The 23,118-nt window shown below is 68.1% G+C and carries 29 protein-coding genes; 14 read left to right on the top strand and 15 right to left on the bottom strand.

Annotated features, from left to right (window positions below; all coding sequences use genetic code 11):
- Positions 1 to 424: 424 nt before the first annotated feature.
- Together ACNPQM_RS21415 and ACNPQM_RS21410 are read right to left on the bottom strand one after the other, a co-directional pair.
- Entirely contained in the window at positions 425 to 1,258 is an 834-nt protein-coding gene (locus ACNPQM_RS21415; protein ID WP_418085306.1) for a helix-turn-helix domain-containing protein, read from the bottom strand.
- Positions 1,259 to 1,268: 10 nt separating this feature from the next.
- Positions 1,269 to 1,445: a hypothetical protein gene (locus ACNPQM_RS21410; protein ID WP_418085305.1), complete on the bottom strand. Its 177-nt coding sequence runs from the start codon at positions 1,443 to 1,445 to the stop codon at positions 1,269 to 1,271.
- Between the two features lie 1,114 nt (positions 1,446 to 2,559).
- Between ACNPQM_RS21410 and ACNPQM_RS21405 the strand changes: the two genes are divergently transcribed.
- Positions 2,560 to 2,850 (top strand): hypothetical protein, encoded by a 291-nt coding sequence (locus tag ACNPQM_RS21405; RefSeq protein ID WP_418085304.1) that lies wholly within the window; start codon positions 2,560 to 2,562, stop codon positions 2,848 to 2,850.
- Between the two features lie 146 nt (positions 2,851 to 2,996).
- On the opposite strand, the gene ACNPQM_RS21400 is transcribed toward ACNPQM_RS21405, so the two are convergent.
- Positions 2,997 to 3,365, bottom strand: coding sequence for a hypothetical protein (locus ACNPQM_RS21400; RefSeq protein ID WP_418085303.1), 369 nt, complete (start codon positions 3,363 to 3,365; stop codon positions 2,997 to 2,999).
- Positions 3,366 to 3,689: 324 nt separating this feature from the next.
- Between ACNPQM_RS21400 and ACNPQM_RS21395 the strand changes: the two genes are divergently transcribed.
- A complete protein-coding gene (locus tag ACNPQM_RS21395) occupies positions 3,690 to 4,352 on the top strand; it encodes a restriction endonuclease (protein ID WP_418085302.1) in 663 nt (220 codons plus the stop codon).
- An 83-nt stretch (positions 4,353 to 4,435) separates the two neighbouring features.
- On the opposite strand, the gene ACNPQM_RS21390 is transcribed toward ACNPQM_RS21395, so the two are convergent.
- The gene (locus ACNPQM_RS21390) at positions 4,436 to 4,972 is read right to left on the bottom strand and encodes a hypothetical protein (protein WP_418085301.1); all 537 of its coding nucleotides are present in this window, start codon (positions 4,970 to 4,972) and stop codon (positions 4,436 to 4,438) included.
- Between the two features lie 131 nt (positions 4,973 to 5,103).
- A complete protein-coding gene (locus tag ACNPQM_RS21385; protein ID WP_418085300.1) occupies positions 5,104 to 5,340 on the bottom strand; it encodes a hypothetical protein in 237 nt (78 codons plus the stop codon).
- 694 nt (positions 5,341 to 6,034) lie between these two features.
- On the opposite strand from ACNPQM_RS21385, the gene ACNPQM_RS21380 reads away from it, so the two are divergent.
- Positions 6,035 to 7,339, top strand: a complete 1,305-nt coding sequence (locus ACNPQM_RS21380; protein WP_418085299.1) for a helix-turn-helix domain-containing protein — start codon at positions 6,035 to 6,037, stop codon at positions 7,337 to 7,339.
- 12 nt (positions 7,340 to 7,351) lie between these two features.
- Here ACNPQM_RS21380 and ACNPQM_RS21375 read toward each other — a convergent pair whose 3' ends face one another.
- Positions 7,352 to 7,498, bottom strand: a complete 147-nt coding sequence (locus ACNPQM_RS21375) for a hypothetical protein (protein WP_418085298.1) — start codon at positions 7,496 to 7,498, stop codon at positions 7,352 to 7,354.
- Between the two features lie 502 nt (positions 7,499 to 8,000).
- Here ACNPQM_RS21375 and ACNPQM_RS21370 point away from each other — a divergent pair.
- Positions 8,001 to 8,177 carry a hypothetical protein gene (locus tag ACNPQM_RS21370; protein WP_382610395.1) on the top strand — a complete coding sequence of 59 codons (177 nt, stop codon included), beginning with the start codon at positions 8,001 to 8,003 and terminating at the stop codon, positions 8,175 to 8,177.
- An 81-nt stretch (positions 8,178 to 8,258) separates the two neighbouring features.
- Here ACNPQM_RS21370 and ACNPQM_RS21365 read toward each other — a convergent pair whose 3' ends face one another.
- The 3 genes from ACNPQM_RS21365 to ACNPQM_RS21355 all read right to left on the bottom strand — a co-directional run bounded on the left by ACNPQM_RS21365 (position 8,259) and on the right by ACNPQM_RS21355 (position 10,688).
- Positions 8,259 to 8,987: a DUF4328 domain-containing protein gene (locus ACNPQM_RS21365; RefSeq protein ID WP_418085297.1), complete on the bottom strand. Its 729-nt coding sequence runs from the start codon at positions 8,985 to 8,987 to the stop codon at positions 8,259 to 8,261.
- A gap of 167 nt (positions 8,988 to 9,154) precedes the next feature.
- The gene (locus ACNPQM_RS21360; RefSeq protein ID WP_418085296.1) at positions 9,155 to 9,739 is read right to left on the bottom strand and encodes a hypothetical protein; all 585 of its coding nucleotides are present in this window, start codon (positions 9,737 to 9,739) and stop codon (positions 9,155 to 9,157) included.
- A 511-nt stretch (positions 9,740 to 10,250) separates the two neighbouring features.
- Positions 10,251 to 10,688 (bottom strand): DUF4259 domain-containing protein, encoded by a 438-nt coding sequence (locus tag ACNPQM_RS21355; RefSeq protein WP_418085295.1) that lies wholly within the window; start codon positions 10,686 to 10,688, stop codon positions 10,251 to 10,253.
- A 141-nt stretch (positions 10,689 to 10,829) separates the two neighbouring features.
- Between ACNPQM_RS21355 and ACNPQM_RS21350 the strand changes: the two genes are divergently transcribed.
- A complete protein-coding gene (locus ACNPQM_RS21350; RefSeq protein ID WP_418085294.1) occupies positions 10,830 to 11,588 on the top strand; it encodes a hypothetical protein in 759 nt (252 codons plus the stop codon).
- A 155-nt stretch (positions 11,589 to 11,743) separates the two neighbouring features.
- Positions 11,744 to 12,664, top strand: a complete 921-nt coding sequence (locus ACNPQM_RS21345; protein ID WP_418085293.1) for a DUF4238 domain-containing protein — start codon at positions 11,744 to 11,746, stop codon at positions 12,662 to 12,664.
- Between the two features lie 24 nt (positions 12,665 to 12,688).
- Here ACNPQM_RS21345 and ACNPQM_RS21340 read toward each other — a convergent pair whose 3' ends face one another.
- Together ACNPQM_RS21340 and ACNPQM_RS21335 are read right to left on the bottom strand one after the other, a co-directional pair.
- The gene (locus ACNPQM_RS21340) at positions 12,689 to 13,531 is read right to left on the bottom strand and encodes an IS5 family transposase (RefSeq protein ID WP_418085292.1); all 843 of its coding nucleotides are present in this window, start codon (positions 13,529 to 13,531) and stop codon (positions 12,689 to 12,691) included.
- A 274-nt stretch (positions 13,532 to 13,805) separates the two neighbouring features.
- Positions 13,806 to 15,197, bottom strand: coding sequence for an IS1380 family transposase (locus ACNPQM_RS21335; protein WP_418085291.1), 1,392 nt, complete (start codon positions 15,195 to 15,197; stop codon positions 13,806 to 13,808).
- A 189-nt stretch (positions 15,198 to 15,386) separates the two neighbouring features.
- Between ACNPQM_RS21335 and ACNPQM_RS21330 the strand changes: the two genes are divergently transcribed.
- From ACNPQM_RS21330 to ACNPQM_RS21310, 5 genes are read left to right on the top strand one after another with little or no spacing between them, the layout of a single operon-like run.
- Positions 15,387 to 15,866, top strand: coding sequence for a hypothetical protein (locus ACNPQM_RS21330; protein ID WP_418085290.1), 480 nt, complete (start codon positions 15,387 to 15,389; stop codon positions 15,864 to 15,866).
- Between the two features lie 30 nt (positions 15,867 to 15,896).
- Complete coding sequence (locus ACNPQM_RS21325) at positions 15,897 to 16,226, top strand: hypothetical protein (protein WP_161247492.1); 330 nt, start codon at positions 15,897 to 15,899, stop codon at positions 16,224 to 16,226.
- A 59-nt stretch (positions 16,227 to 16,285) separates the two neighbouring features.
- Complete coding sequence (gene nudC, locus ACNPQM_RS21320; protein ID WP_418085289.1) at positions 16,286 to 17,299, top strand: NAD(+) diphosphatase; 1,014 nt, start codon at positions 16,286 to 16,288, stop codon at positions 17,297 to 17,299.
- A complete protein-coding gene (locus ACNPQM_RS21315) occupies positions 17,217 to 17,723 on the top strand; it encodes a rhodanese-like domain-containing protein (RefSeq protein WP_418085288.1) in 507 nt (168 codons plus the stop codon). The genes nudC and ACNPQM_RS21315 overlap by 83 nt, the downstream gene beginning before the upstream one ends.
- Positions 17,724 to 17,725: 2 nt before the next feature.
- The gene (locus ACNPQM_RS21310; protein ID WP_418085287.1) at positions 17,726 to 18,265 is read left to right on the top strand and encodes a hypothetical protein; all 540 of its coding nucleotides are present in this window, start codon (positions 17,726 to 17,728) and stop codon (positions 18,263 to 18,265) included.
- Here the strand turns inward: ACNPQM_RS21310 and ACNPQM_RS21305 are convergent.
- From ACNPQM_RS21305 to ACNPQM_RS21295, 3 genes are all read right to left on the bottom strand, one after another.
- Positions 18,237 to 18,509 carry a hypothetical protein gene (locus ACNPQM_RS21305; RefSeq protein ID WP_418085286.1) on the bottom strand — a complete coding sequence of 91 codons (273 nt, stop codon included), beginning with the start codon at positions 18,507 to 18,509 and terminating at the stop codon, positions 18,237 to 18,239. The two genes, ACNPQM_RS21310 and ACNPQM_RS21305, sit on opposite strands and share 29 nt — an antisense overlap.
- Positions 18,506 to 18,706 (bottom strand): hypothetical protein, encoded by a 201-nt coding sequence (locus tag ACNPQM_RS21300; protein WP_418085285.1) that lies wholly within the window; start codon positions 18,704 to 18,706, stop codon positions 18,506 to 18,508. Before ACNPQM_RS21300 ends, ACNPQM_RS21305 begins: the two co-directional genes overlap by 4 nt.
- Before the next feature lie 179 nt (positions 18,707 to 18,885).
- Positions 18,886 to 19,347, bottom strand: a complete 462-nt coding sequence (locus ACNPQM_RS21295) for a hypothetical protein (RefSeq protein ID WP_418085284.1) — start codon at positions 19,345 to 19,347, stop codon at positions 18,886 to 18,888.
- A 102-nt stretch (positions 19,348 to 19,449) separates the two neighbouring features.
- Here ACNPQM_RS21295 and ACNPQM_RS21290 point away from each other — a divergent pair, with 102 nt between their 5' ends.
- Positions 19,450 to 19,797 carry a hypothetical protein gene (locus tag ACNPQM_RS21290; RefSeq protein WP_418085283.1) on the top strand — a complete coding sequence of 116 codons (348 nt, stop codon included), beginning with the start codon at positions 19,450 to 19,452 and terminating at the stop codon, positions 19,795 to 19,797.
- A 41-nt stretch (positions 19,798 to 19,838) separates the two neighbouring features.
- Positions 19,839 to 20,210 carry a DUF6233 domain-containing protein gene (locus tag ACNPQM_RS21285; RefSeq protein ID WP_418085282.1) on the top strand — a complete coding sequence of 124 codons (372 nt, stop codon included), beginning with the start codon at positions 19,839 to 19,841 and terminating at the stop codon, positions 20,208 to 20,210.
- A gap of 332 nt (positions 20,211 to 20,542) precedes the next feature.
- Here the strand turns inward: ACNPQM_RS21285 and ACNPQM_RS21280 are convergent, their stop codons facing one another.
- Positions 20,543 to 20,707 (bottom strand): hypothetical protein, encoded by a 165-nt coding sequence (locus tag ACNPQM_RS21280; RefSeq protein WP_418085281.1) that lies wholly within the window; start codon positions 20,705 to 20,707, stop codon positions 20,543 to 20,545.
- A gap of 470 nt (positions 20,708 to 21,177) precedes the next feature.
- Here ACNPQM_RS21280 and ACNPQM_RS21275 point away from each other — a divergent pair, with 470 nt between their 5' ends.
- Positions 21,178 to 22,236, top strand: coding sequence for a hypothetical protein (locus ACNPQM_RS21275; protein WP_418085280.1), 1,059 nt, complete (start codon positions 21,178 to 21,180; stop codon positions 22,234 to 22,236).
- Positions 22,237 to 23,118: the final 882 nt, after the last annotated feature.

Raw genomic sequence — 23,118 nt, 5'->3', positions numbered from 1 at the left:
CGTGAGGGGCGCCAGCTAGCTCTGGCGCCCCTCACCGCATCTGGTTCATGTGGCCTGACCGCTGGTCCCCGGAGGCCGGCGTACGTCGGCGCATCAGGTACGCGGGTCGGGCTCCGGGCACTGGTCGTCCTTACGGACCTCGGTGAACCACAGAATCCGAACCATCTCGGCCGCTGCTCGGCATCGGGCAGAGTCGCCTTCTTCACCGCATCCGGTCAAGCGGAGGTGCGAGCAGGGGCGGTGTGGGTTGTCGTACAGCAGGGCGACGACCGCCAAGCCAACGGCGAAGCACCGCCGGGGGAGCGGCGGTGCTTCGAGAACGCAGCGACGATGCATGGCATCCCAGCAAGTCAGCGGCTCACCGTCTGCCAGATGCACTGCGACGGGACAAGAGGGCCTCGGCGGAGAAGGCCAACTGCCCAGGCTACTCTCGCTCCAACTGGCGCTGGCGCTTCCGCCTCACGTGCTGCTGAAGGCGTCGGGCCGAATCGCCGTGCTTCGCCTGAAAAACCGGCACTCGTGGTATCGGGCCGGGCCGTTGCAAGTGGATTTTCACGTCCGCCTGCTCGTGCTTTGGGAGCACCTCAAGCATCTCCTGCGTGATCGACTCCGGCGTCTCGAACCAGGGGGACTCGTGCAGAATCCGTGGCCCGAGGCCGTACGCGCCCAGGGAATCGAAGTCATCCCTCTTCTCGTAGCGCCACGCACGTGTCCAGGCTGCCTCCCAGCGCGCCCAGTCCGCCTCGGGCAGCTCGCAGGCCCTCAGGTACGCCCGGAACTGGGCCAGGGTGTGCGGTACCGCCCGCTTGTTCACGATGCGGTGCGCGGTGCTACGGGGCAGGGCGCCGTACCCGCCCGCCCGTTGCTCCATGGTGCGTTGCGCCGGAGAACCGGCCTTCTCGTACAGGTCCACCAGGGCGGCGCTCAGGTCGACGAAGTCGCGAATGAACTCCGGACGCGGGGCGGGGCGGCTGCGGCCACCTCGTACCAGGCGGCTCTCTTCGTACCGGGCTCGCTTCCATAGATGCCGGGCTTCGTCAGGCGAGGCATCGCATGCCCGGGCGTAGCTGAGCACTGTCGGTAGCTTGGGTACGGTCTCGCCGGTAGCGGCCCGCTGCAGTGTCGTGGCGTGGCAGCCGGCCCTCACCGACAGGGCGCGGTAGCCCTGTCCGGTGCGGGCCCGCTGGCCACGGAGCCACTCCTGGAGTTCGCGCAGCGCTTTGTTGCTGGTGGTGATCGGCTTCTCGCGACGGCACATGACCGTCACCTCACGCAGCCGGACTCAGCAGGGCGCGCAGCACGGTACGCACCCCTCGGATCGGTGCTCCGGTGACCAAGCCGACCACCAGGGCGGCTGTCAGCCCGGCGCCCAAGAGCACCTGCAGCACGACCGGCACGGTCATGCCCGCGACTGTGGCCAGGACCGCCGCCACAGTGACGATCACGATTATGACGATGGCCTCGGCACCGCTCAGACGTCGGCGGGATGAGGATCCGTTCTCCACACAGGAGACGGACTGGGACTTCGGCACGCTTACCTACCTGATCTTTATGGTCCGGCGACCAATCGGTCGCCGGACACGGGCAGCTGACTCCAACTCGGCGGACCATGCAGGCGGTTGCAGCCGCCTTGGTGTGGTGCGCGTGGACTAGATGGTGGCAGCCGCAGCGGGCCCGATTCCCCCGGCCGGGTTCATATGACGGTCGTTGATGCATCGGCGCCCTAGCGCACTGCGAAGTGCGTTGAACCGAAAAATGCGACTCAGAGTCAGCACCTGGCCACGCATATGTTGGTGACCTGGGGCTTTGTTGCCTAGATCGAGATCGCCAACTGTGTCGGTCACTCGTGGTAATAAATGAGTTGATGCAAACATGCGCCATTCGGGCTTGCACGAGATTGGGCGCCACTGCCACGATCCGAGCACCTGGGCTTGCACCGAGTAGGGCGGGCCCTGCCCTGATTGCTGCTGACTCCAAACTCAAGCCGAACAGGGAACCTACGGCCTCGTGTTGCAGCTCGAGACCACCGGAGCCGGCATCGCCCCCGCGGTGCCGGCTCCTTCTTTGCCGGGTGGAACTCACCGGCCGACCTCCTGGTCGCCAACGGGCAGCAGCCCGCGCTTCTTCATCTCCGTCCTCGCCCTTACGGTGGCCTGTTTCGTATTCGCCCTGTCCAGCTCGCCCGGGTGGGCCATCTACGACGACGGCGCTGTCCAGTGCCGCGTTCAGCCAGCATCAGCGCTGGGTGGACCTCGGTGGACTGATCCAGCGCGTCTCCGTCACTATCGGCTGGACCTGGCAGACGCTGCTCGCCGTGCGCGTCTTGCACGCCTGACAGTTGCCCTGTAGCACCTGGTCACGGGTGAGATGATCTCGAGGTGGCTGGTGTGATCACGGCGTCGGAACCGTCCTAATCCAGTGATAGCGACAGCCGCGAGCTGCGGCCGGACCGCCCCGTGATCCCCGAACGTGATCAAAGCTCACCCGTTGTCAGTGGCGACTGCTTTCATGGTCCGTTGCGCCGCTGCGGCGCGTTGCCCAGGGGAGGGGAAGCACGTCGTGGTGCAGGTAGGAGAGTACGAGCGGGCGGACAGAACGAAGGTACGGGCGCACTCGCGGTGGCACCCGGGGGCCCGGCGGGAGCTGACCATCTTCGCCGTGATCGCCCTGGCGGTCGTCGGCTTCGGCAGCAGCGGCGGCGGGTCAGCCGGCGGCGCTGGGTCGGGCGAGCGGTTACCCCGGCCGCAGCAGACCGGGGTGTATCCGGTGCACTTCCCCGGTTGGGACAAGCCCGCGCCTCGACCGACGCCGACGGTGTCGTACCCGATCCGGTGGGACCGCAGCCAGTAACTTGCCATCGTCCGCTACGAACGCGCGGGCTGACCTGCAGACAGCACAGGGCCCCGGGCGTCATCGGTCGCCCGGGGCCCTGCCGTGTCCGCTCGCTGCGCGAGGGCCCGTCAGATCTGACAGGCCCTCGGCGTGCAGGGTGAGACCTACGGGTGGTGGGTGGCCGGGACCGATGCCGCATGCGACGGCGTGGTGCCGGCCGGTGCCTTGCTGCTGGCTCCCGGTCCGCTGGCCAGGGCCAGCAGTAACAGGAACAACAGCAGACCTCCGCCCCCGGTGCCCGCGACCACGGCGATGGTGCGCGGTCTGATGGACCGGTGGTGCCCGCGCACGCGGGTACCACCGGAGCGGTAGTGGGGGCGTACGTAGGTCGTCGGTCCGGCGGGGACCGGGCGAGTCCGCGGGATGGCGCGTCGGGGTGCCGTACGGGGCTGTGCGGTGCGCGGCCGGGTGCGGCGGTTGTGGCCTTTGACGTAGGTGCCGTCGCGGCGGTAGTGGGGGCGTACGTAGGTCACGGGCGGTCCTCGGCGGTGAAAGGGGGCAATGCCCCCAGGCGGGGCCGGGTGTTCCTCGGCGCAACATTCGACGGTAGCGACCGGCACTGACAATCCGATGCGGCCAACTCCTGGACTGGGAACACCCGTTGGGCTGCGGACAGCGATTTCCGGACGGGTGATCCCGACGGCGGGCCGACTGTCGGTATCGGGTGCTGTCATGAAGGCGGCGGGGAGCTGCAGACGAGGGGGGACTGTGCTCGGGAACAGGGGATACGAAGGCGCCGGTTACACCGGCCGGGATGTGCGCGGGACGCTGGGCGCCGTGGCGGCGGGGGCCTTCCGGTGAGCCCGCGTCGGCGGCGTAAGAGCGACGAAGATCTGCTCTTCGCGCTGGGCGGGCTCGTGGTCGTCGGGTTGGTGCTGGTCAAGGTCGGACAGTGGGTGTGGGCGCACTGGTGGGTCCTGGTCGTGCTCGGCCTGCTGGCGCTTCTCGCCCTCGCGGGCTGGATCTACCGGCAGGTTGACCAGATGCGGTCCGCGCAGCTGCGGGTCGAGGGCCTGACCTACTCGCTCGGCCAGTTGGACGCCATGCACCACAGCGCTTTCGAGATCGCCATACGTGACCTGCTGGCCCGGGACGGCTCCCGCGACGCGCGGCGCTGCGGCGGCCGGGGCGACCTCGGCGCCGACGTAAAGGGGCACGATCCGCTCGGCCGGCTGTGGGTGATCCAGTGCAAGCACCGCAGGAAGGGGCTGGACGGTTCGGCTGTCGGGACTCCGGAGCTGCAGACGCTCAACGGCACCGGCCGGCCGGTGCACGGCGGCGACGTCGTCGTGATGGTGACCAACGGAAGGATCTCCGGGCCTGCCCGTGACTTCGCCCGGCAGCAGCGCCTGCACCTGGTCGACCGAAGGGTGCTGGAGCAGTGGGCCCGGGGCGCGCGACCGCTGTGGGAGATCCTGCCAGCTGTCCCGCCACCCCGGAAGCCTCCACAGCTTCGCTGAGCCTCATCATGACGGTGGGCGAGACCAGTTGGTCCCGCCCACCGTCATGTCGCCTCTCGCCCAGAGCCCTGTCGTCTGCCCGGCTACGGGGTGCTGGGCTCGCCACTGATGAGGGCAATGGTCTCGGCGAAAGCGCGGTGATCGACGACGACGTGACGAGCGCGCGACCAGGGCCACCCGAAGAACTGCCGCTGGACCGGCACGGTCAACGCGAGCAGCAGCTCCACCTTGGTGGCCTCCTCCCGTTCCGAAAGCACGACCGCACGCGCGTGACCGGCGTAGTCGATGGCGAACCGGATGATGCGGGAGTTTGGCCAGCTGCCGGCGTACGTCGCGGCGTTGTCGAGCAGCCACACGGTGGCCTCGTCAAGCTGCTGCCACCAGCGGCTCCGCTCACCCGCCAGCCGTTCGCGCATGACGGGCGTCCAGTCGGGATCGTCGGCCGCAGGCAGCTCGAACCTCTGCAGGAGTGAGCAGGCGGAGATGATCCGCAGCATGTTCGCGCCGAAGGTATCTCGGGCGGTGTGGACCTCGCCCAGCCGCTTCTTGCGGGCCTCCATGCGCGGGGTGACAAACAGACCGACCGCGAGAGCGGTCACCACGGCGGTGACGGCGGCCACCAGAAGGGTCCAAAGGGTGGTTGGGCATGGGGAACATGCTCCCGCACCGCGTGCGGCCACCTGGACGGTCAGCTCGCCGGGTTCTCGACCTCGCCTTGGGCCGTCCACTTCCTGCGCACGCGCTCGCAGCCTCAGTCCAGACGGTTCGGGTTGGCCGGGTCGCGCCACCGGAAGTACCAGCGGCCCTCCTCGTCCTTCGCCGGTTCGTAGGTGCCCTTCCAGAGCAGACGACCATTGCTCAGAGTGTGGCATGCATCACGCTGTGCGAGCAGATAGTTGTGGGACCTGCGTGCTCTCCTCGGCTGGGAGAGCAGTCCTGCAATTGATTGCTCGCAGGCCGAGGTTGACGAGAATTCGAAGAGAAACAAGTCCTCCCATGCCCCTCTTGGGTGTTACTTCCCAGTAAAAGCAAAGCGGTTGAAGGGGTTCCGAATCTGCCTCTCCATCAGGCGAAGTAACTTTCCGTGGAGTTGAGGGTTGGACCGGGACTGGAGAGCACCTCACTGTTGTCGGCACCCGGTAGAGTCTGTCTATCGCCTTTCCCTTTGGGTGCTTCGGTCGTCTTTCTCGATCGGGGTCGACCGCCCCGGGAGGGAGGTGATGCGAGATGGAAGCAACCCCGCCTCCGGGCGGGGAGAGTCGGACCCGCAAGGTCGTGAAGCAGGCTCTCGGCTGGTTGGCACTTCAAGGGCTCAGCGCCCTGCTGCGTCATCTGCTGGACCTGTAAACGGCGACGGGCCCCCTGGTGGAACAGGGGACCCGTACGGAGCCGAAGCTCCCATTCGCCGGCCTCGTGCCCCCGCCTACGGTCTAGCTAACCAAGGGGGTACGGGGCCACTCTTCTATGCACAGCACGCATGGAGAGTCTTCCCAAACGCTGCAGCCAATAGACTCTAAGGCTCGCCCTAACCTCGCTTATTTACTCGCTTCCAGCTAGCCGTTTGGCCGCTAAAAACGATCTATCCGCAGGTCAGAGACCTCCGCTACTCTTCAGAGTCACCAACTGGGTGAAACAAAAGGTACCTCTAAACAGGTCCTCACCGGTAGTTGAAGGGGATGACCATGGCGCGTGGCCTGGCGGACTTTGATCCAGCTGCCCTCTTTGCGCTCCGAACCGGCTACATGGAGGTGGACCGTGATGGAGTGCCTTGGACAGCGCCGCTGACAGCCGCAGCTCTCGCGGCACGGGTCGGTACGACGAAGTCACAGATCCTGGCCTACGAGAACGGGCATCAGACGCCCGACCCGAAGCGCATCCGTGAGCTCGCGGATGCCCTGGACGTGGTGCCGCGGATGCTGATGCGGCGGGGGCATCGAAAGGAGTGGGATCTGGCGGACATCCGCCGTGCGAGCGGGCTCACGGCGAGAGACGTGGTTGAGGCACTGGGCATCTCACCGAAGTCCTACCGCCGGTTCGAGCAGAACGGGATCGTCCCTGTGCGACGCCCCAAGTTCCTTGATGACGTGGCAGGGACCCTGGGCGTGTCACAGCGTGAGTTGCAGGCGGCCATCGACAACGTGGCCGCAGTGAAGGAGCGGCGCCAGCTGACAGCAGTTCTCACCGAGTCGCTGGCGGACCGGTATGTGGCTAAGCCCGGAACCTGGAAGGGGCCGGACATCGACGATTCCTGTGTTCTGCAGCTTTCTTCCTTGTACGGGCGCCCCCCGCAGCGGATACGGCGTCTCATGACGCACTTGCTGGGTGAGTTGCGGCAGATGTCGGTGAGGATGCAACGCGAGAAGATCATCGCCGACTTCGATCCCGAGCCCATGCGACAGCAGCGTGCATGGGCGGCGATAGAACGATGGAGAGAGCTCTACGACCAAGAGATCGACAGGATCCCGAAACTGCTTGAAGGGTTTCATCGGACAGCTCAGCCATCCGACGCATGGCAAGTCCTGGTGAACCTGCACGATGCGGGCACGCACCCTGACGGATCGTGGGTCTTCTCCACCTTGCTGGGAGGCTCCGAGACTCTGCAGCTGCTGCCGCGTTCCCTCGTGTGGCAGCAGACGTTCAACGAAGTGCCAGCGGCGCAGCTGACACCCAACGGTCGCACGCATGTAAGGAACTTCCAAGAACTGTATGCCGCTCTCTATCCGGGCCTTCGGCGTCCACGTCCTCAGGCTCGGCAGGCGCAAGGAGGTTCTCGAGTGTCTCGGCCTGAAGCGGCTTTTACTCTGCCCGGCCGGCAGGAGCGATTCGTCATCCCAAACTATGTGCTGGATGAACTACTCATCGAGGGCAAGAGCCCCCTTGAGCTGACGGTGGCGCCGAACCTTCGGATCACTTTCGGGCTGAACGGAAGTTCCGTGACGTCTGGTGGCCCGACTCGCCCCTCGGTCTCCACGGAGCAAGTGCCGTAGCGACCGTTCCGCTCACTGGCGCTCGCCGCCCGCAGGCTCGCCGGCGCCCTGACCGCCGGGCAGCCTGCCGACGACTTCGACATGGGCGTGGTGGCCCGCATCCCGGTCGTACTGGCCGCCCGCGCCCGACAGGCCGCCCCTGCCGCCCAGGCGGTGCACGGTCGCCCGGACAGCACTCCCGCCCCGAGCGTGACCGTCTAGTGCCGCAGCAGGCAACGTTCGCCCTGTTGTGGGATGACACGCCGCCCGGGTCCCGGTCCTGGGCGGCCCACGGCCGTCAGCCTGCACCGGCGGCTGGTTCGCGACCACGAGCACCACCCGGCGAGCTCCGAATCCCGGGTGTACTGGGTGCTAAGCGATGTGATGGCCCGCCGGCTGACCGGCACCTCCACCGCGCCCTGACGGGGCGCATGAGCCGGGACGATCTGACTCTCGGGGCCGGGCTGGCGCAACTTCAAGTCCGCGAGGAGCAGATTCATCGCGCAGGCCGAGGCAGCCCGCGGCAAGATCGCAGAGCTGACCGCACGGCTGGGCGAACTCGACCAGGCCGCCGACCGCATGAGGATCACCCGCAAGACACTCCTGGACCCTCCCGACCAGGGCGCTGGCGCCCGCCCCGTCAGGCCCGGCACTGCCGGACCACCCGGCCTACCAGCCGATCATGGCCGTGTTCGCCGAAACTGACGGGCCGCTGCGGGCACGTCAGCTGGGCCAGGCGCTGGACCGGCCGATCCTGGCTAAGCACACCGAGGGCATCCGCGCCAAGCTCACGCGTCTGGTCGATCGCAGCATCCTGGCCGAGGCCGAACCGGGACTGTTCACGCAGCCGCGACCGTAGCCTGCTGACGGTTACGCGACCGGCTCGCCTATCCCAACCGCAGCACCAAATCTGACATAAAGTCACGTACCGCCCTCTCAGTCACTCCTGGCTGTGCGGCTCTGCGTCCCGGCCAGTCGGTCCGTTCAGCGCCTTGACGTGTTGCATGTGCGTCAGGGTGCGGACCAGCCGGACTGCGAGAACGGCGCAGACGACGTCGAGGAGGTCGCTGAGCATGACAAGGCCGAGACCCACGTTCGTCTGGCCGATTGATTCGGCCGTGTCGTAGACCGCGCCGCCGGCCAGGGAGACGAAGCCCTCGGCGAGCCAGAAGCCCCACCAGAGGTTGATCAGGCCATGCCCCGACCGGTTGGGCGCGTACGGTCCCACGGGACGGCTCGCGTCCCAGATATCGAGGGTGATCCGCCGCGGGAACCACAAGTTGACGACCGGGATGAGCCAACTCCAGCCGGTCCAGCTGCGGCCCCGTCGGTGAGTGCCCGGTGCGAAGACTTCGGCGTTGTCGCGCAGCCGGTAGAGCCAGCACACGTAGACGATTCCGGTGGAAAGGTAGAGCAGGCTCTGAAGCAGGCCGGAGAGGTCGTAGTAGAACTGCCTGTTCTCGACGCCGGGGAACGTCCCCAGGGCCGTCGCGGAGCGCGGCATGCCGCGCAGCAGGTCGTACAGATAGCCACCCGAGGCTATAGACAGTATGTCCGTGACGACCACGGTGAAGAGCAGAAGGGAAGTGGCCACCCCCAGCCCGACTGGTGAGCGCAGCACCGCGAGGTAGGCGGGCGAAGCGGGCGCGTGCGTTGAGTTCGAGTTCACAGTCCGACCAGCGCCTCCACCATCCCAGACGTCACTCCCCTAGCCACTCCAGGCCTCCAGCCAAGGACTCCGGACGGCGCGTCCCATCACAACAGGGCAAACGTTGCCTGCTGCGGCACTAGCCGAACGAACCCCCACGACCTCTAGGACCAGAGCGCCACCGGCAGCTACCAGCCGCACTCCACCGGCCCGATCGGCTGCAGCCCAACCTGCTGGGCCAGCCATTCGGCACGCGCCACGTCACCCTCCCGGAAGTGAATGAAGACCGTGTGATCCGTGGCGGGCGCGTCGCGGTACACGTCCCGGCTGTTGATGGCGATCTGGACCTTCGCGTCCTTGTTACGGATCTCCAGGCCGAGTTCCGGAACGGCCGGCCAGCTGAAGAAGTCCCAGTCGATCGAGGCTGTCCCGGAACCGATCACACCGAAGAACGCCTTCTCGATCGACCCGACTAGCCGGCTCTCAAGGTAGAGCGTGACAGGGAGCAGAACCGACACCCGCGGGTCCCCTGCCACGATCATGCGCCGGACCTCGTCGTCGGACTCGGGCCAGTACGGGTCGTCAGGGCTGACCCATGCCTTCGGGAAGGCGGCAACCATGCGCTGTGCCTCTTCCAGCGTCAGTGCCTGCGCCTCCGCGCCGACCTGGAACTTGTCCATGGGGAAGGCAAGGCTCAGCAGGCGCTGAACCGCCTGGTGGGCGTTCAGTAGATCTGGGGTTCGCAGAATCGGCAGGGCGTTCGAAGTGCTCACGCCGGAGCAGTCTGGCAGATACAGCCCCGCACGCTCACGCGAGTTTGTACTGCTCAGCTGCGTCTCCGCCTCGGCACCTACCCGCGGCAGTGACTCCGCCCCGCCCCACCAGGTGACACCGCTTCTCAACCTCGCCTCGAAACGGACAGCACCTCACAAACCGCCCTCTGAGAGGGCGTTTAGTGATGGATTGCGGTACTAAGTCGCCCGGGTGGCCAACTATCTTCGGGATAACTCGCACCTTACGTTCGCCTTCACGGCTTTCCGGGCGGCGACCCGTGAGCCCGTTTAATCCGCTTCTCAGTACTGGATTCCGTTTGGTTTGAAAATGAGGCAGAAGAGTCCTGTCAATGCGGAGCTTCCAGGCATTTCAGGCCGTGCACGTTGGTGATGAATACGGCGAAGCGGGTCGAAATGCCCGTCGCAAATCGACATTAAATGCCCACAGAGGCGACCAGCGGTAACCGGGGCTCTCGCTCAGCTTTTGTGGCTGGTGACTGCGCGCTATCAGTTAGATGACGAAGAGGACGTCCTCCTGTGGCGGGATCGGAGGATCGAGGACATTGCGCAGGTGGGTGACCACCTGGCGCCATTGGGAACCGTTCGGGGCTTCGTCCCACAGCTCGGCAAGCTCGGACGGCGCTGCGACGACCTGGTCCAGGGCGTCGACGGCCAGCATCTTGAGGCCGGCGGGGAACTCTGGCATTGGTTCTGAGGGGCCGTAGTTCGGACAGGTCGGTTCGCCGCCCGGGCATTGGGCGACGACCAGAGCGGAAGCAGCTACTGCCAGCACGGCGTCGGGTGTGCTGAGGCAGTCCGTGGTCCTGGTAGCGCGTGTGAGTGCGCTGCGGACCAGACTTTCGCGTTCGTCCATGGTTGCCTCGTCCAAGGCGATGGCGAAGTCCGCGGCGTCGTCGTTGTCGAAGGGGCCGACGTCCCAGGTCCCCATGGTGATCTCCTCTCAGTCGCTTTCCCAGGGATCGTTGCTCTAGGCGGGGTCCGAGGAGTATCCGAGCAGGGATCACCGCTACGGCGTTCAGTTTCCTGAACGCTGATGGGCGGTACGGGGCAGGGTGGCAGGCTGTCGCGGGTGACGGAGTGGTTGAAGAAGTTCCGCCGCGAGCGGCGTGTGTTGGCGCGGGTGCGGCGGGCCGCGTGGCGGCTGGAGCAGGCTGAGCGAGAGCGGGTCTGGGCCCTGGCTGCCGCTCGGCACGAGAAGGTCTCCGTCCGGAAGGTCGCCGAGGCGGCGGGGCTGTCGCCGACCCGGGTGCACCAACTCACCAAGGGCGCTGATCTCGACGCCCTGGATGCCGCGCTCGGGCTGCTGCGTGCCGCGGGTTGGCCGGCCCCGGAGGACCCGGACGGTAGCGACGATGAGGAGTTGTCCGGTCGTGCGCGCATCGCCGAGCGCCTGCAGGACGAGGTCGCATGGGTCCGGCAGTGCGCGGAGTGGATCGACCACCTGGACAGCAAGCCGTGCCCGCCGGCCGCCAACCTCCGCCCCGAGGGCGACTTCCCCGACACCTGTGCCGTGCCGATCCGCCTGCCCAGGGTCGCGGCAATCCTGCGGCGCATCGCCTTCGACGTCGAGGAACTGGCTCGTGCCCGGTGTGTGGAGGAGCTGCAGGCGGCCAAAGTCGCCGCCGACCCGCGCGCCGAACGGCGCCGCAGGCTGGCCGAGCCGGATCTGAGCTACGCCGAGTACTGCGACCGCACCAAAACGCCCTGGCGCTCCACGCAGCAGGGAGACGTCGCGTGGACCGCGTACCAGGCCGAGCGCCGACGGCGTGGGGAAACCGACGAGGACCCCTTCGAGGCATACAACCCGTTCCGCCAAGGCCGCCACTGACCAGTGAGCCCGAAGCGTTCAGGAAACTGAACGCCGTAGCGGTGATCCCTGCTCGGATACTCCTCGGACCCCTGTACGGCCTAGGCGAGTTTCGCAAGTCGTCGCTGAGCTTCCGCGCGAGCAGGAGCGCCAGGGGCACCGCTACAGTCCCCCGTATGCCGCCGCACCCTGTGAGACACCACTTCGTCCCCCAGTTCCTGCTCAAGTACTTCGCCGGACAAGGCGGGCAGCTGTACGTGCACCAATGGGCCAGCGGACGTGCCTTCCAAAGGAATGTGAAAGAGACAGGTCAGCGCAAGTACGGGCATTCGATTTACCGGCCTGGGCAAGATCCCGACCACTCGTCGATGGAAGCCGCCATGGGCGACATCGAAGGGCAGGCCGCCACCGTCGTCAAGGAGCTCGTGCAACGCCGTGAACGTGCCGTGTCCGAGCATGCCCGGGAGGCTCTGGCTTGGCTGCTGGCCCTGCAGTGGCAGCGCAGCCGCTTCCTACGGCACGTGGTCAACCAGTCCGTGGGCGTCGACGACTACGACCTGAACGAGGAAGAAGTCCAGTCCAGCATGATGGGCCTGATCGCCCAGTCGGTAATCTGGCCATGGCAGGCACGCAACGACGAGGACGCCCACTACAAGGACCAGTGGAACCACCTGGTGTCGGTCCTGCTATCCAGCGGCATGCACTGGGCGTGCTACCGGCCACGCGGCGGCGGCCTGATCGTCAGCGACAATCCTCTGTGCATGTCAGGGATCGTGGGCACCCCGCCGCCAGATATACCTACCGGCTTCTTCGATCACGGCGTTGGCATCGGCTTCACCAACTTCCGGCGGATCACAGTGCCGCTCGGCAGCAGCCTCGCCCTCATCATTTCCCGTGACCCGGACGAGGTATCCCGCCTGGATGTGGCCGCCATCAACCGGTTCACCGTGTTCAACAGCCGGGAGTTCGTGGCGCACTCCCCTCAGTGGAAGCAGACTCACCCCAAGCTCGCACGGGAGCTGCCTGAACTGCTGGAGCGGCAACAACTGGTCGCGCCAGCATTCCTCCAGGGCTACAAGCCCGGATCCACCGCGTAAGAGCTCGCGCGGATAGGCGTGTGCTCATGGGCGGCGGTTCGGGCGGTCGGCCCAGCGGTGGGTCGTCCATGCCTGGCGGATCAGGCTACGGACGGTGATGATCGTGTCCGCGAGGTCGAAGAAGGCGTCGATGACCGTTGCGCGGCGTTCGTAGCAGCGGGCGAGCCGGTAGAAGGCGTTCTGCCAGGCGTGGGTTCGCTCGACGTGCCACCGCTGGCTGGCCTGGATCGGGGCCTTCTCGCCTTTGTGCGCGATGCGGCCGTGCAGACTGCGCGCGGCGAGTTCGGTGCGGGTCTTGTCCGAGTCGTAGCCGGCGTCCAGGTGCACGGTGATGTCGTCGGGCAGTGGCCCCAGGTCCTCCAGGCGGTCCAGGGTAGGGGCGAGCAGCGGGGAGTCGTGGCGGTTCGCTCCGGCCAGGACCCGGCCGAGCGGTATTCCGTAACCATCCGTCATGCCTGAGCGTTTCAGGCCCTGTTTGCCGCGGTCGACCGGTGAGCGCCCGGCGACCTCCCCACCGCCGGGGGCCTTGGTGATGGAGCCGTCGATGGCGATCTGGTCGAGCACGAGCCCGACGATGCGGTCGTAGGACTCGAGCGCGATCTGCTTGAGGCGGGCGAAGACGCCGAGCCGGATCCACTCGTCGCGGCGGTTGCGGATGGTGGTCGCCGAGCAGGTCGTGTCGGCGATTGCCTGGTAGGAGCAGCCGAACCGGAGCAGTTGCAGCAGCTTGTCGAAGATAATCCGGTCGCTGATGCGCTGACGGTGGCTTCCCAGCGGATGGGTCGGATCGACCGTCGGGCGCTCGGGCAGCAGCGCCTCGAATTGGCCCCAGAGCGGGTTGGTCAGCCATGATGGCAGGACAGGCACAGGTCTCCCCAGTGATCACAGAGCGTCGCAACTCCATGATCACCTAGACCTGTGCCTGCCTTGCTGTCGCGGCTGCCTCGCGCCGCCAATCTGCGCGGTCTCTAAGCCTCAATCCGCCGAGGTGGTTCGAGAGTGATCTACTGATCGACTTCTGCGTCCGCTTTGGGCTGGTGGCCGGGTGTGGGCAGGTGGTATCTGCTGGTCTGCCCAGCTTTTCCACGTTCTTCGGCTCCGGTTGGGCCCTTGCGGGCGGGGTGGGCAGGGACTGTTCGTGTCAGCCGGCCGGTCCGTGAACGGTGTCGAAGAGGTGTGTCCAGGTGTGCTGCCAGGGCCAGTTGTGTGGCAGGTGCAGTGTGATGCGGCGGGCGGAGCGGGCGATGCGCGCCGGAACGTGGACCAGGTGGGTGCGGATTGTGGTGGTGGTGGCCTTGGTGTGGAAGGCGGAGGCCTGTGCGCCGGTGGCCCGCAGGAGGTTGTAGGTCATCGCCCACAGGGTGAGCCATGCGGCGTTGGCGTTGAAGTGTGCGGAGGGCAGGTGGGCCAGGGCGGAGGCTTTGCTGTCGGCGATGACCTGCTCGATGACGGCGTGGTGCCGGTGTTCGCGTTCGGCCTGGAGGGTTTGTGCGGGCTGGTCGGTGAAGAAGGGGTGGTAGCGCCAGACGGGGAACAACTCGCCCTGCTCACCCTCAATGGCGGGTTTGGCCAGGTCGCGGACGCGGCGCACGATCAGTCGGGCGGTGAACCGCTCTGCTTTCGTGCGGCTGGCGAAGGCGGTGTAGGCGGGTATCTCGGCGACTTCGGCGTTTGAGATGAGTTCACCGGTTGCGGGATCGGGCACCGCGGTGGGGTACGTGATCTGCTGCCAGGCCTGGTCGGGAATGCCGAGGACGGCCCGTTTGATGGAGGGGTTCATGCCGGTGGTGATCGAGAAGTGGGCTCCGGCCCGGTGGCAGGCGGCGATCACCCCGGCGTTGTAGAACTGCGAGTCGGCCCGCAGGATCCGGGTGCCGGTGCAGCCCGCCTCGACGGCGGTGGCCAGCGCCTCACTGACGAACTTCGGGGCGCCTCGGGAGTCTGCTGCTTTGCCGCGTCGCATCCGGACTGTGGCGATCACCGGCCGCGCGTGCGGGGTGCAGATTGTGGCGAGGAGGGGGTGCAGGGTGCGGATGCCTTTGAACCGGCCGTACTCGGCGCCCTGCTTGGTCCGGCCGTAGACGCGTTTGTGGGTGGAGTCGACATCGATGAACGCCTTCTCGCCGGAGCCGGGCAGCAGCGGGGTGTGCGCTGCCAGTTGGCCGAGGAACCTGCGGTGGACAGCGTGGAGTTGGAGTGCGTGACCGTGGGTGAACGAACGGAGGAAGGTGCCCAGCGTGGACGGCGCACGGACCCCCTGGAACAGGGTCGGCATCGCGCCGTGCCGCAGGATATGGAGGTCGTCGATGCTGTCCGCGCCCGCTGCCATGCCGGCCACGATGCTGCTGACCTTGATGTCCGCCGACGCACCCGCGCCGTTCGTCGTCCCGCTCAGCTTCACCTTCTGCGTCACCAGGCCCGACAGCCCGCACCGTTCGGCCAGCCGCATCACCGGAACCAGCCCGGCATGCGCGATCAGATTCGGGTCATCGAACGCAGCGGAGACCGCCGCTGGAGTATGGGAAACTTGCATCTCGGAAGTGCCTTGGGTCACCAGCAGCGGACGCCGCCAGCGCCCTGTCAACAACCTCGAGGTGTCTGCATAGGTGGCTGCACAGGTGCGCCCGGGGTTGCACCGGAGGGCTGCGCGGGTGCCACGACAAGGGCCCGTCACCGTGGTGGTGGCGGGCCCATCGGGTGTCGGCAGGACGACGACCCGCGCGTGCCCCGCATGATCGCCTTCGCCGAGACCGTCCTCGACGCGCTCGGCAAGCTCGACGGCGCCAGCCACCTGGAGCTCTTCCACACCAAGGACGACGAACTGGTCTTCCTGGAGGTCGGCGCCCGCTTCAAGGGCCTCGCCGGACTCGCCGCCATGCAGCAGAACTACGCCGTAGCCCTGCTGAACCTGGCCTTCGAGATCGAGGCCGGCCTGCCCAGCCGCCCGTGGGACCAGGAGCAGATGTACTGCTTCGACGCCGTCCTGCCCAAGCGCCCCGGCATCGTCAGCGAACTGGTCCTGCCCGACCTCACCAGCGAGGTCGAGATGAAGTGGAAGGTCCGGGTCGGCGAGGAGATCCAGCAGGGCGCCTCGCTCATCGACAACGGCGGCACCTTCCTCGTCCGCAACCACGACTACGCCGCCCTCTACCGGGACTTCGAACGCCTCGCCTCGTACGAGCCCATCCGCTACGAGAACTAGTGGGCGGAGGGGAGGAGAGGAACGACCGTCATGCTGCGCAGACAACGCGAAGCCTCCGACGCCGACATCGACGCGGTCGCCACCGCGGTGGGCCGCATCGTCGAGGCGGACCGGTTCGACCGCTGGCTGCTCGAACTGCCCGACCACGTCCTCGTCGCGACGGCCGCGCCGCTGGAGATGCTCGGATTCCAGTACCACCTCACACCGCGCCAGGACCTTCTGTTGGTCAGGGCCGCACGGGTGGTGTGGGACGCTGTCGCCGGCCTCCTGGACGACTGCCCGGACGACCTGGCCGAGGAGTTCACCCTGCTCGGCGTCGCTCTCGTGGAACGGTCCGTCGCGGCACGCGGCCAGGAATGAGCCGGCCACCTCGGCCCCAGCCCCCACCACGGCTGGGCAGCGACGACGGGAGCTCCACCATGTACTACTCCGGACTCGGACTCGACCGCGCGGGCGACCGGCGCGCCGACACCGCCTGGATCACCGGCCTCGCCGACCACCCCGGCACCCGGGTCGTGTCGCTCTGGCGCGACCAGTGCCTGGTGCGGGGCGGCGTGCCGGTGTCCGCGACGGCGGCCGCCGCGCGCGCCGTGCTCGACGCGGCCCCCGAGCCGGTGTTCCTCGGCCTGGACGGCGACACCGCGGTCTTCGCGGCGGACCTGTCGGACCGGCCCGAGGACGAGGCGCTCGCCCTGACCCGTGCCGACGCGGTCCAGGACGTACGCGCCCTGGTCGCCACCCTCGGCACCGAAGAGGCGGGACTCCTCGCGTACGCCCGCGGGCTGCTGCACTGGCACCGCAACCAGCGGTTCTGCGGCGCCTGCGGCGACGCCGCGGAGAGCCGCGACGGCGGGCACCTGCGGGTCTGCGGCGGCTGCGGCAAGCTGCTCTTCCCCCGGATCGAGCCCGCCGTGATCGCCCTGGTCGAGCAGGCCGGGGCGGAGCCGCGGCGCTGCCTGCTCGGCCGGCACGCGGGCGCCGGACCGGAGGCCTTCAGCACCCTGGCCGGTTTCGTCGAGATCGGCGAGAGCCTGGAGGACGCCGTCCGCCGCGAGATCTTCGAGGAGGCCGGCGTGGTGGTCAAGGACGTCGCCTACCAGGGCTCCCAGGCCTGGCCGTTCCCGGCCGGCCTGATGATCGGCTTCCGGGCGCAGGCCGTCTCAGAGACCACCGCCGTCGACGGCGCGGAACTGGTCGAGACCCGCTGGTTCACCGCCGCCGAGCTGCGCGCCCACGTCGAGGCGGGGCACGGCTACCGACCGGACTCCATCGGAAAGCTCCTCATCGAGAGCTGGATCGCGGAAGCCGGGACCGAGAACACGGAGCCCCCCGAGAACACGGAGAAGACTGATGAGAACAGTGACGAGAACGACCACGGGGTCCGCGACCCCGCAGCGGCACGAGCACCGGAACGGAGCACGACCGGACACTGACGGGACCGCGACGCCCGAGGAGTCCGGCTCCCGCGTCCTCGGCATCCCGGCGGCGGACCCGGAGACGGCCCTCGACCACTTCCTCCGCGCCCGCCTGGCCTGCGAGACCGACCCCTACGACGTCCGGCACGACCTCGACGCGGGCATCGGCGGATTCGTCCTCGCCGACGCCCGCACGGCCGCCGCGCACGCCGAGGAGTGCCTGCCCGGCGCGCTGTCGCTGCCCCACGCCGAGCTGACCGACGCCGCCCTCGCGGCCCTGGACCCCGCACCGGTCTACGTCACCTACGGCTGGGGACCGGCCTGCAACGCGGGTTCCAGGGCCGCCGCGCGACTCGCGGCGGCCGGCTTCCGGGTCAAGGAAATGATCGGCGGCCTGGAGTACTGGAAACGGCAGAACCATCCCACGACGACGAGGCGGTAGCGGTGCCGAACGAGATCAAGCGGGTCATCGACGAGGTCAACGAGATACGCGGGCGCATCGCCAAGGGGACCGACGTCACCACCCCCGCGTTCCTCGCGGACCTGCGGAAACAGCTCGAATCCTCCGAGCACCTGCGCCACCAGCCCGTCGTCCGCGCCTTCATCGAGGACCTGCGGGCCGACGACCGCGCGGACGGCCCGGCGCCCCGGCTGCTCCGGACCAAGAAACACATCAACACCGAGCGGGACCACCACCTGTTCTCGCTCTTCAACGCCTCGTACTTCCCCCGGCTCTCGCTGGACTACCTGACGTACGAGACCCTGCCGACCGATCCGCACCTGGCCCGCCGCTACGGCAGCAACACCATGCCGGTCAACATCACGGCGTGCTCGGACGGATTCGATTCCCGGGTGATCGTCGCCCTGTTCCCCGAGAACCACATCGACGGCCGGCAGGAACCCGACGACCTGATCTTCTACTTCATCGACAAGTTCGTGGAGCGGCACAACCGCATCACCCGCCGGCGAGCAGCCAGAGAATGAGGACGGCGTCCAGGTCCTGGCTGTAGCGGTAGACCACGGAGATCCCGCGCCCGCCCGTCTGCTCGGGCAGCAGCTCGACCACGTACGACTCCGAACCGGGGTCGGCGTCCGGCAGCCCGCGGGCGTGGTCGGGGTCGGGGTCGTCCTCCAGCGAGCGGCGGACGGTTTCGACGGCCGCGCGCTCGCCTGGTGTCAGCTCTGCCCGGATCTTCTCGGCGGCGTCGCTGTAGAAGGCGTGGCTCACCGGGCGTTCGCCTCGTCGAGCTTGCGACGCAGCTCGGCGGTGACGTCGGTGGTCGACCGCGCGAGGGCGGCCGATCTGCGCGACTCACAGGCGGCCCGCTCGGTGGCCTGGCGCTCATCGTTCCGGACGACTGGAGCGGCAACTGGCTCCGCCTCGCCCCCGGCCCGCAGCAGTGGACGTTCTACCGGGTGGTGCACCGCGCCCCCGGCATCGTCCTCGCCGATGCTCGGAGCTCCGCCCCGGTCGCGCGCCGGTAGGCCCCGGCCAATGGCTGGTTCCCGCCCGGTTCCCTCGGCCCCGGGCGGGGCAGTCTGCCCCGTCCGCCGGAGGAACCGGCGGGGGCGGAGGGACAGACGACCATGAGCTTGTACAAGGACTACGCGGAGAGCCGGGCGGACCGGGCGGCAGAGCACACGGGAGAGGACATGCAGACCGACGCGATCGGGGAGGGGCTATCCGCCATCGCGTACGCCCTGCTCGACGTCGCCGCGGCGATCCGGGAGCACACAGACAAGACGGAGTAGCCACGCGCTCGGCCGGTGCCCACTCCCCACGGGCAAGGGCACCAGCCGGGCTCGCTCGCGGAAGTCAGTCGTCGGCCCATCGGGCTTTGTAATACAGCAGTCGCGCTTCTGCTTCGGCGATCGAGGGACTTCGTTCGTAGTGGCTGCTCAACGGTGGCGTACATGGCGTTGTCGACGATCTTCCACTTGTCGACCAGCTCCCAGCCGTTGTTGGCGAGGATGTCCTCGGCGGCGCTCTGCGCCTTGGTGAGCTTGTCGTCGTCGTCCGTGCTGACGGTGGTGCCGACCGGCTCCAGCACCAGGCGGTCACTCATGCCGTAGACGGGGGTCTCGGTGCCATCGGCCGCCTTGCGCCTCCTCGGGGGCGTGCGGCGCGTCATTCGCATCCGATATTCGAACAGACGTACCATTAATGCGTGCCCACGTACGACTTTCCCGAAGACCTCCGTGCAGCCCAGCTCGCGCTCCACCAGACCCGCACCGCATACGAGGAGTACGCCGCCACCTTGCCGTGGTCGGCGGAACCCATGCCCGGCTGGGAGAGCGAAAAGCAGCTCCACACCACCTACCAGTCTGGGAAGCCGGACAGCCCCGGGTACACGGAAGATCAGGCCGCAGAGGTGCGCCGGTTCCAGGATGAACTGCGCCGGCTGAGCATCGAGGTATCGACGCACCCGTACTGGTCGACGCTGGGCGAGGGTGTGGTCGAGGCCCGGATGGCGCTCAAACACACCCACGAGGAGCCCGAGGGCCAGGCGGGGTAGTCGTGTCCGATCCCGGAGCGGTATCCCAACCGGCCCCGCGTGTGACTGTCACACTCCCCGGGGGACGTGCCGTCGCAGGGCGCCTCCGCGCGCGGCGGCGGGACGCCGATGGGCAGTGGGCGTACGAGGTCTCGATCGACGTACCCGCCGCGGCCGTCCGCCCCGTCGACGGCGAGGACTACGGCCAGGTCCCCACCGAACGGGCTGGCGGCGGCCGCCCGGAGTGGGTACTCCAGGCCCTCCCCCAGGACACCCCGGATCAGCGCGCCCTCATCCTGCACAGGGCCGACTGCTGGGCCGCCCAAGGGCGCCTCACCCGGGCCAGCGACCGTGAGGCCGCGATCTTTGTCCAGCAGGGGTGGGCCACAGCGTGCGACGTCTGCAAACCCACACCCGGATCTGGCGGGAGATAGCCCCGCACCTGGGTCCGGTGCGATGCAGGCCCGGCAGCCACGGGACGACAGGACAGGACACGAACGCCACATCACGGGGCAATGAGTGACGGATCGTGACCTACAGGGCGGCGCCGCGGCAACGGCGTTCGTTGTCGTCACCCTGACGCTCGAGAGCGGTAATACCGGGGCATACGCCTAATGGTGACTAACCATGGACAACTTCGGCATGGCGCCTGCCCGGTGGCACTATCGGCTGCTGCGGTGGGCGCATGAGCACGTCGCGACCGACCCCGGAGTACGGAGCGCCATGGCTGCCGATCTCCTCGAGCGCCGTGCTCCCCCGGGCGGGGTCACAGCTTTCGCCGGAGCAGCGCGGTGACGAGTCCCGGCAGGGCCCGGAGTACGGAGACGACGTCGGCCCGGTGGGCGCGGCAGATGGCGACGATGCAGACGGCGGTGGCGCAGAGCAGACCGAGCCCGGCGGTGATGGCTGCGGCGAGAGCGATGTAGTCCATGAGGTCTCCTGATTGCGGGCGTGCAGGGGTAGGGCGGTGGCGGTGATGGAAGAAAAAGTCCTCCCGTCCCGGACGGCTCGAGGGCGGCCAGTGAGGGAGGGGAGGTAGATCAGCAGGCGGTTCGGTCGTATTCAAGGGAGCGGGATACCAAGCTCCGCAAGTCCGGTAGCCCGGCTTTTGCCAGGGTCCCGCTCTCGAAGTCTTCAAGTGTGCCGAACGCCCGGTACACGGACGCGTATCCAGGTACCTGGTTATGGGGCGGAGCGGTGCCGATGTGACTAGGGGGTGTCTGACAATCCCCGGCCACCGGCAGCGGAGGCTGTTCCGGGAGTGTCCGCCCAGGCAAACCCGTCGGTGCCGCCGCAGAACCGTCACCCGCCCGGTTCACCACGGCGCATCAGGGGCACCACCCGGAAGGGCGGCTTCCCCCCTCTGCGTACGATGCGGGCGGTCAGCTTTCGCACATATGGATGGAAAGGCTCCGCGCCACCATGTCCGGCCCCCAGAGCCACGAGTCCTCGCCTCCCCCTTCCTCCGCACCTGGCCCCTGGTGGCAGACGGGCGCGGCAGGCGTGGGAGCCATCGCCGCCGTCCCCCTGCTGGGGCTGGTGAGCGACCGGCTCGGCGGGGTGGCGCTCCTCGTCGCTCTGATCCTCTTGTGGTGGCGCAACCCCTGGCCCAGGTCGGGCAGGGTCGTCGCCTCGGTCGCGGCGATGGCCCTCTTCTGGGCGGTGCTCCCCGAGCAGCCCGCCGACACATCGGCCCGGGCGGCGAACACCGAGGCCGCGAAGCCGCCCACGCGCCCGAGTCGCTTCCCCACCGCCTCGCGGGCGACGCCCGAGGCCACGATGCCCACGGTGCCCGACTTCACGGGCGACTCGCTGGACGTGGCCTTCCCGAAGTCGCGGAGGAGGGGCTTCACGGTCATCTACCACGACGCCTCGGACCAGAAGCGGGAGGTGACGGCGCGTTCGCTGTGGAAGGTCTGCTTCCAGGTGACCGGCGGATCGTCCGAGGAGCCGATCGTGGACTTCGGTGTCGTGCGCCGCGGGGAACCGTGCCCCGAGGCCGAGGGCAAGACGGTGCCGTGGAAGAAGATGCCCGACCTCCTGGGGCTGACCTGGCGCGCCGCCGTCCCGAAGGTGACGGCCGCGGGCGTACCCGAGGACGATGTGCACGCCGAGGCCGCGTACCTCAACGACACGCTCCCCCGTGAGGGCGAGTACGACGACTGGCGCGTGTGCCGGCAGGACCCGGCGAGCGGCGGTCCCCTCACCGACGAGGTGTACGTCGTGAGCCTTGCGCTCTCCTCGCCCGACCACGGCTGCCCCGCCCCAGACCGGGGCAGGGACGCCTACCTGCCGGACCGCGACGACGACGGTGACCCGGACTACCTCGACCCGTACCCCCGCGACCGGAACCGCACGAGGCTGTACCCGAACGGAATCCCCGGCGGTACGGGCGGCTCCGGAGGTTCGGGCGGCTCCGGCGACGGCTGGCACATCTGCCGCCACACGCGCTGGTGCTGACGGTGCCTTGACGCGGCGGAACAGCCCGGCCTTCGCCGATTCCCGCCCTCTGACCTTCGCCTCCGCGATGGGTTCACCTGACGGGCGCAACGGGGAGGCGAAACTGCGGAGAGAATCCGATCGGACCGGGACGCCAACACGCCCCGGTTTCGCCGTCTCCGTTCATTGGATTGCGTGCGGGGGCGTAAACAACCGTTTCCGCCCCCCGCTCCGGAATGGACTGACGCCCCGGCCTGTCGCCGCCGCGATGCAGCCTGTCGATCACGATGCTGGCTCCATGAGCAATCGGAACTGTGGACGATCGAGCAACTCGACGGCGAAGTCTGGGAGCGGTGGCACCAGGCAAGCCAGCCGCCGACCGCGCCGCGGCGGGCGCGCACCTGGGGTCAGAAGGCATTCCCAAACCGGACGTAGTGTCAAGTCTTCCCAGGTCAGTGGCAGGTTGCTCGTCGTTTAGGCATGCTCGGGCCGTCGGTTCAGGCTGGGGTATGGAGGTGGCGGATGCCGTCGGTGATCGCGGTGTTGGAGGAGCGTGAACGGCTTGCGCTTGTGCGGGCCGAGGAACTGCGGGCGGAGCTGGAGCGGGTCCAGGTGGCGGTGGCGGCTGCGGAGGAGGCCGCGCGCCGTGTGGTGATCGCTCGTGAGGAGCTCGTTGACGCGTTGGCGGAGACGTGTCAATCCCCTGGAAACGTAGAGGCCTTCCTTACGCGGCTTGGTCCTGCTGATGGTGCTCGGCGCGTGCTTCGCTGATGGTGCGTTCGAACTCGATTGGCGGTAGGCCGGCGGCCCCGCTGTGGCGGCGGCGCGGGTTGTAGAAGTCCGTGATCCAGGTGGCGATCTTCAGCCGGGCCTCGGCGCGGGTGGCGAACTGGTTGCGGTGGA

The sequence above is a fragment of the Streptomyces sp. NPDC056231 genome (genome assembly GCF_048270745.1).
Taxonomy (GTDB): Bacteria; Actinomycetota; Actinomycetes; order Streptomycetales; family Streptomycetaceae; genus Streptomyces.
Note: the sequence above shows the minus strand (reverse complement) of the source record. Positions and strands in the feature narration are given on the sequence as shown.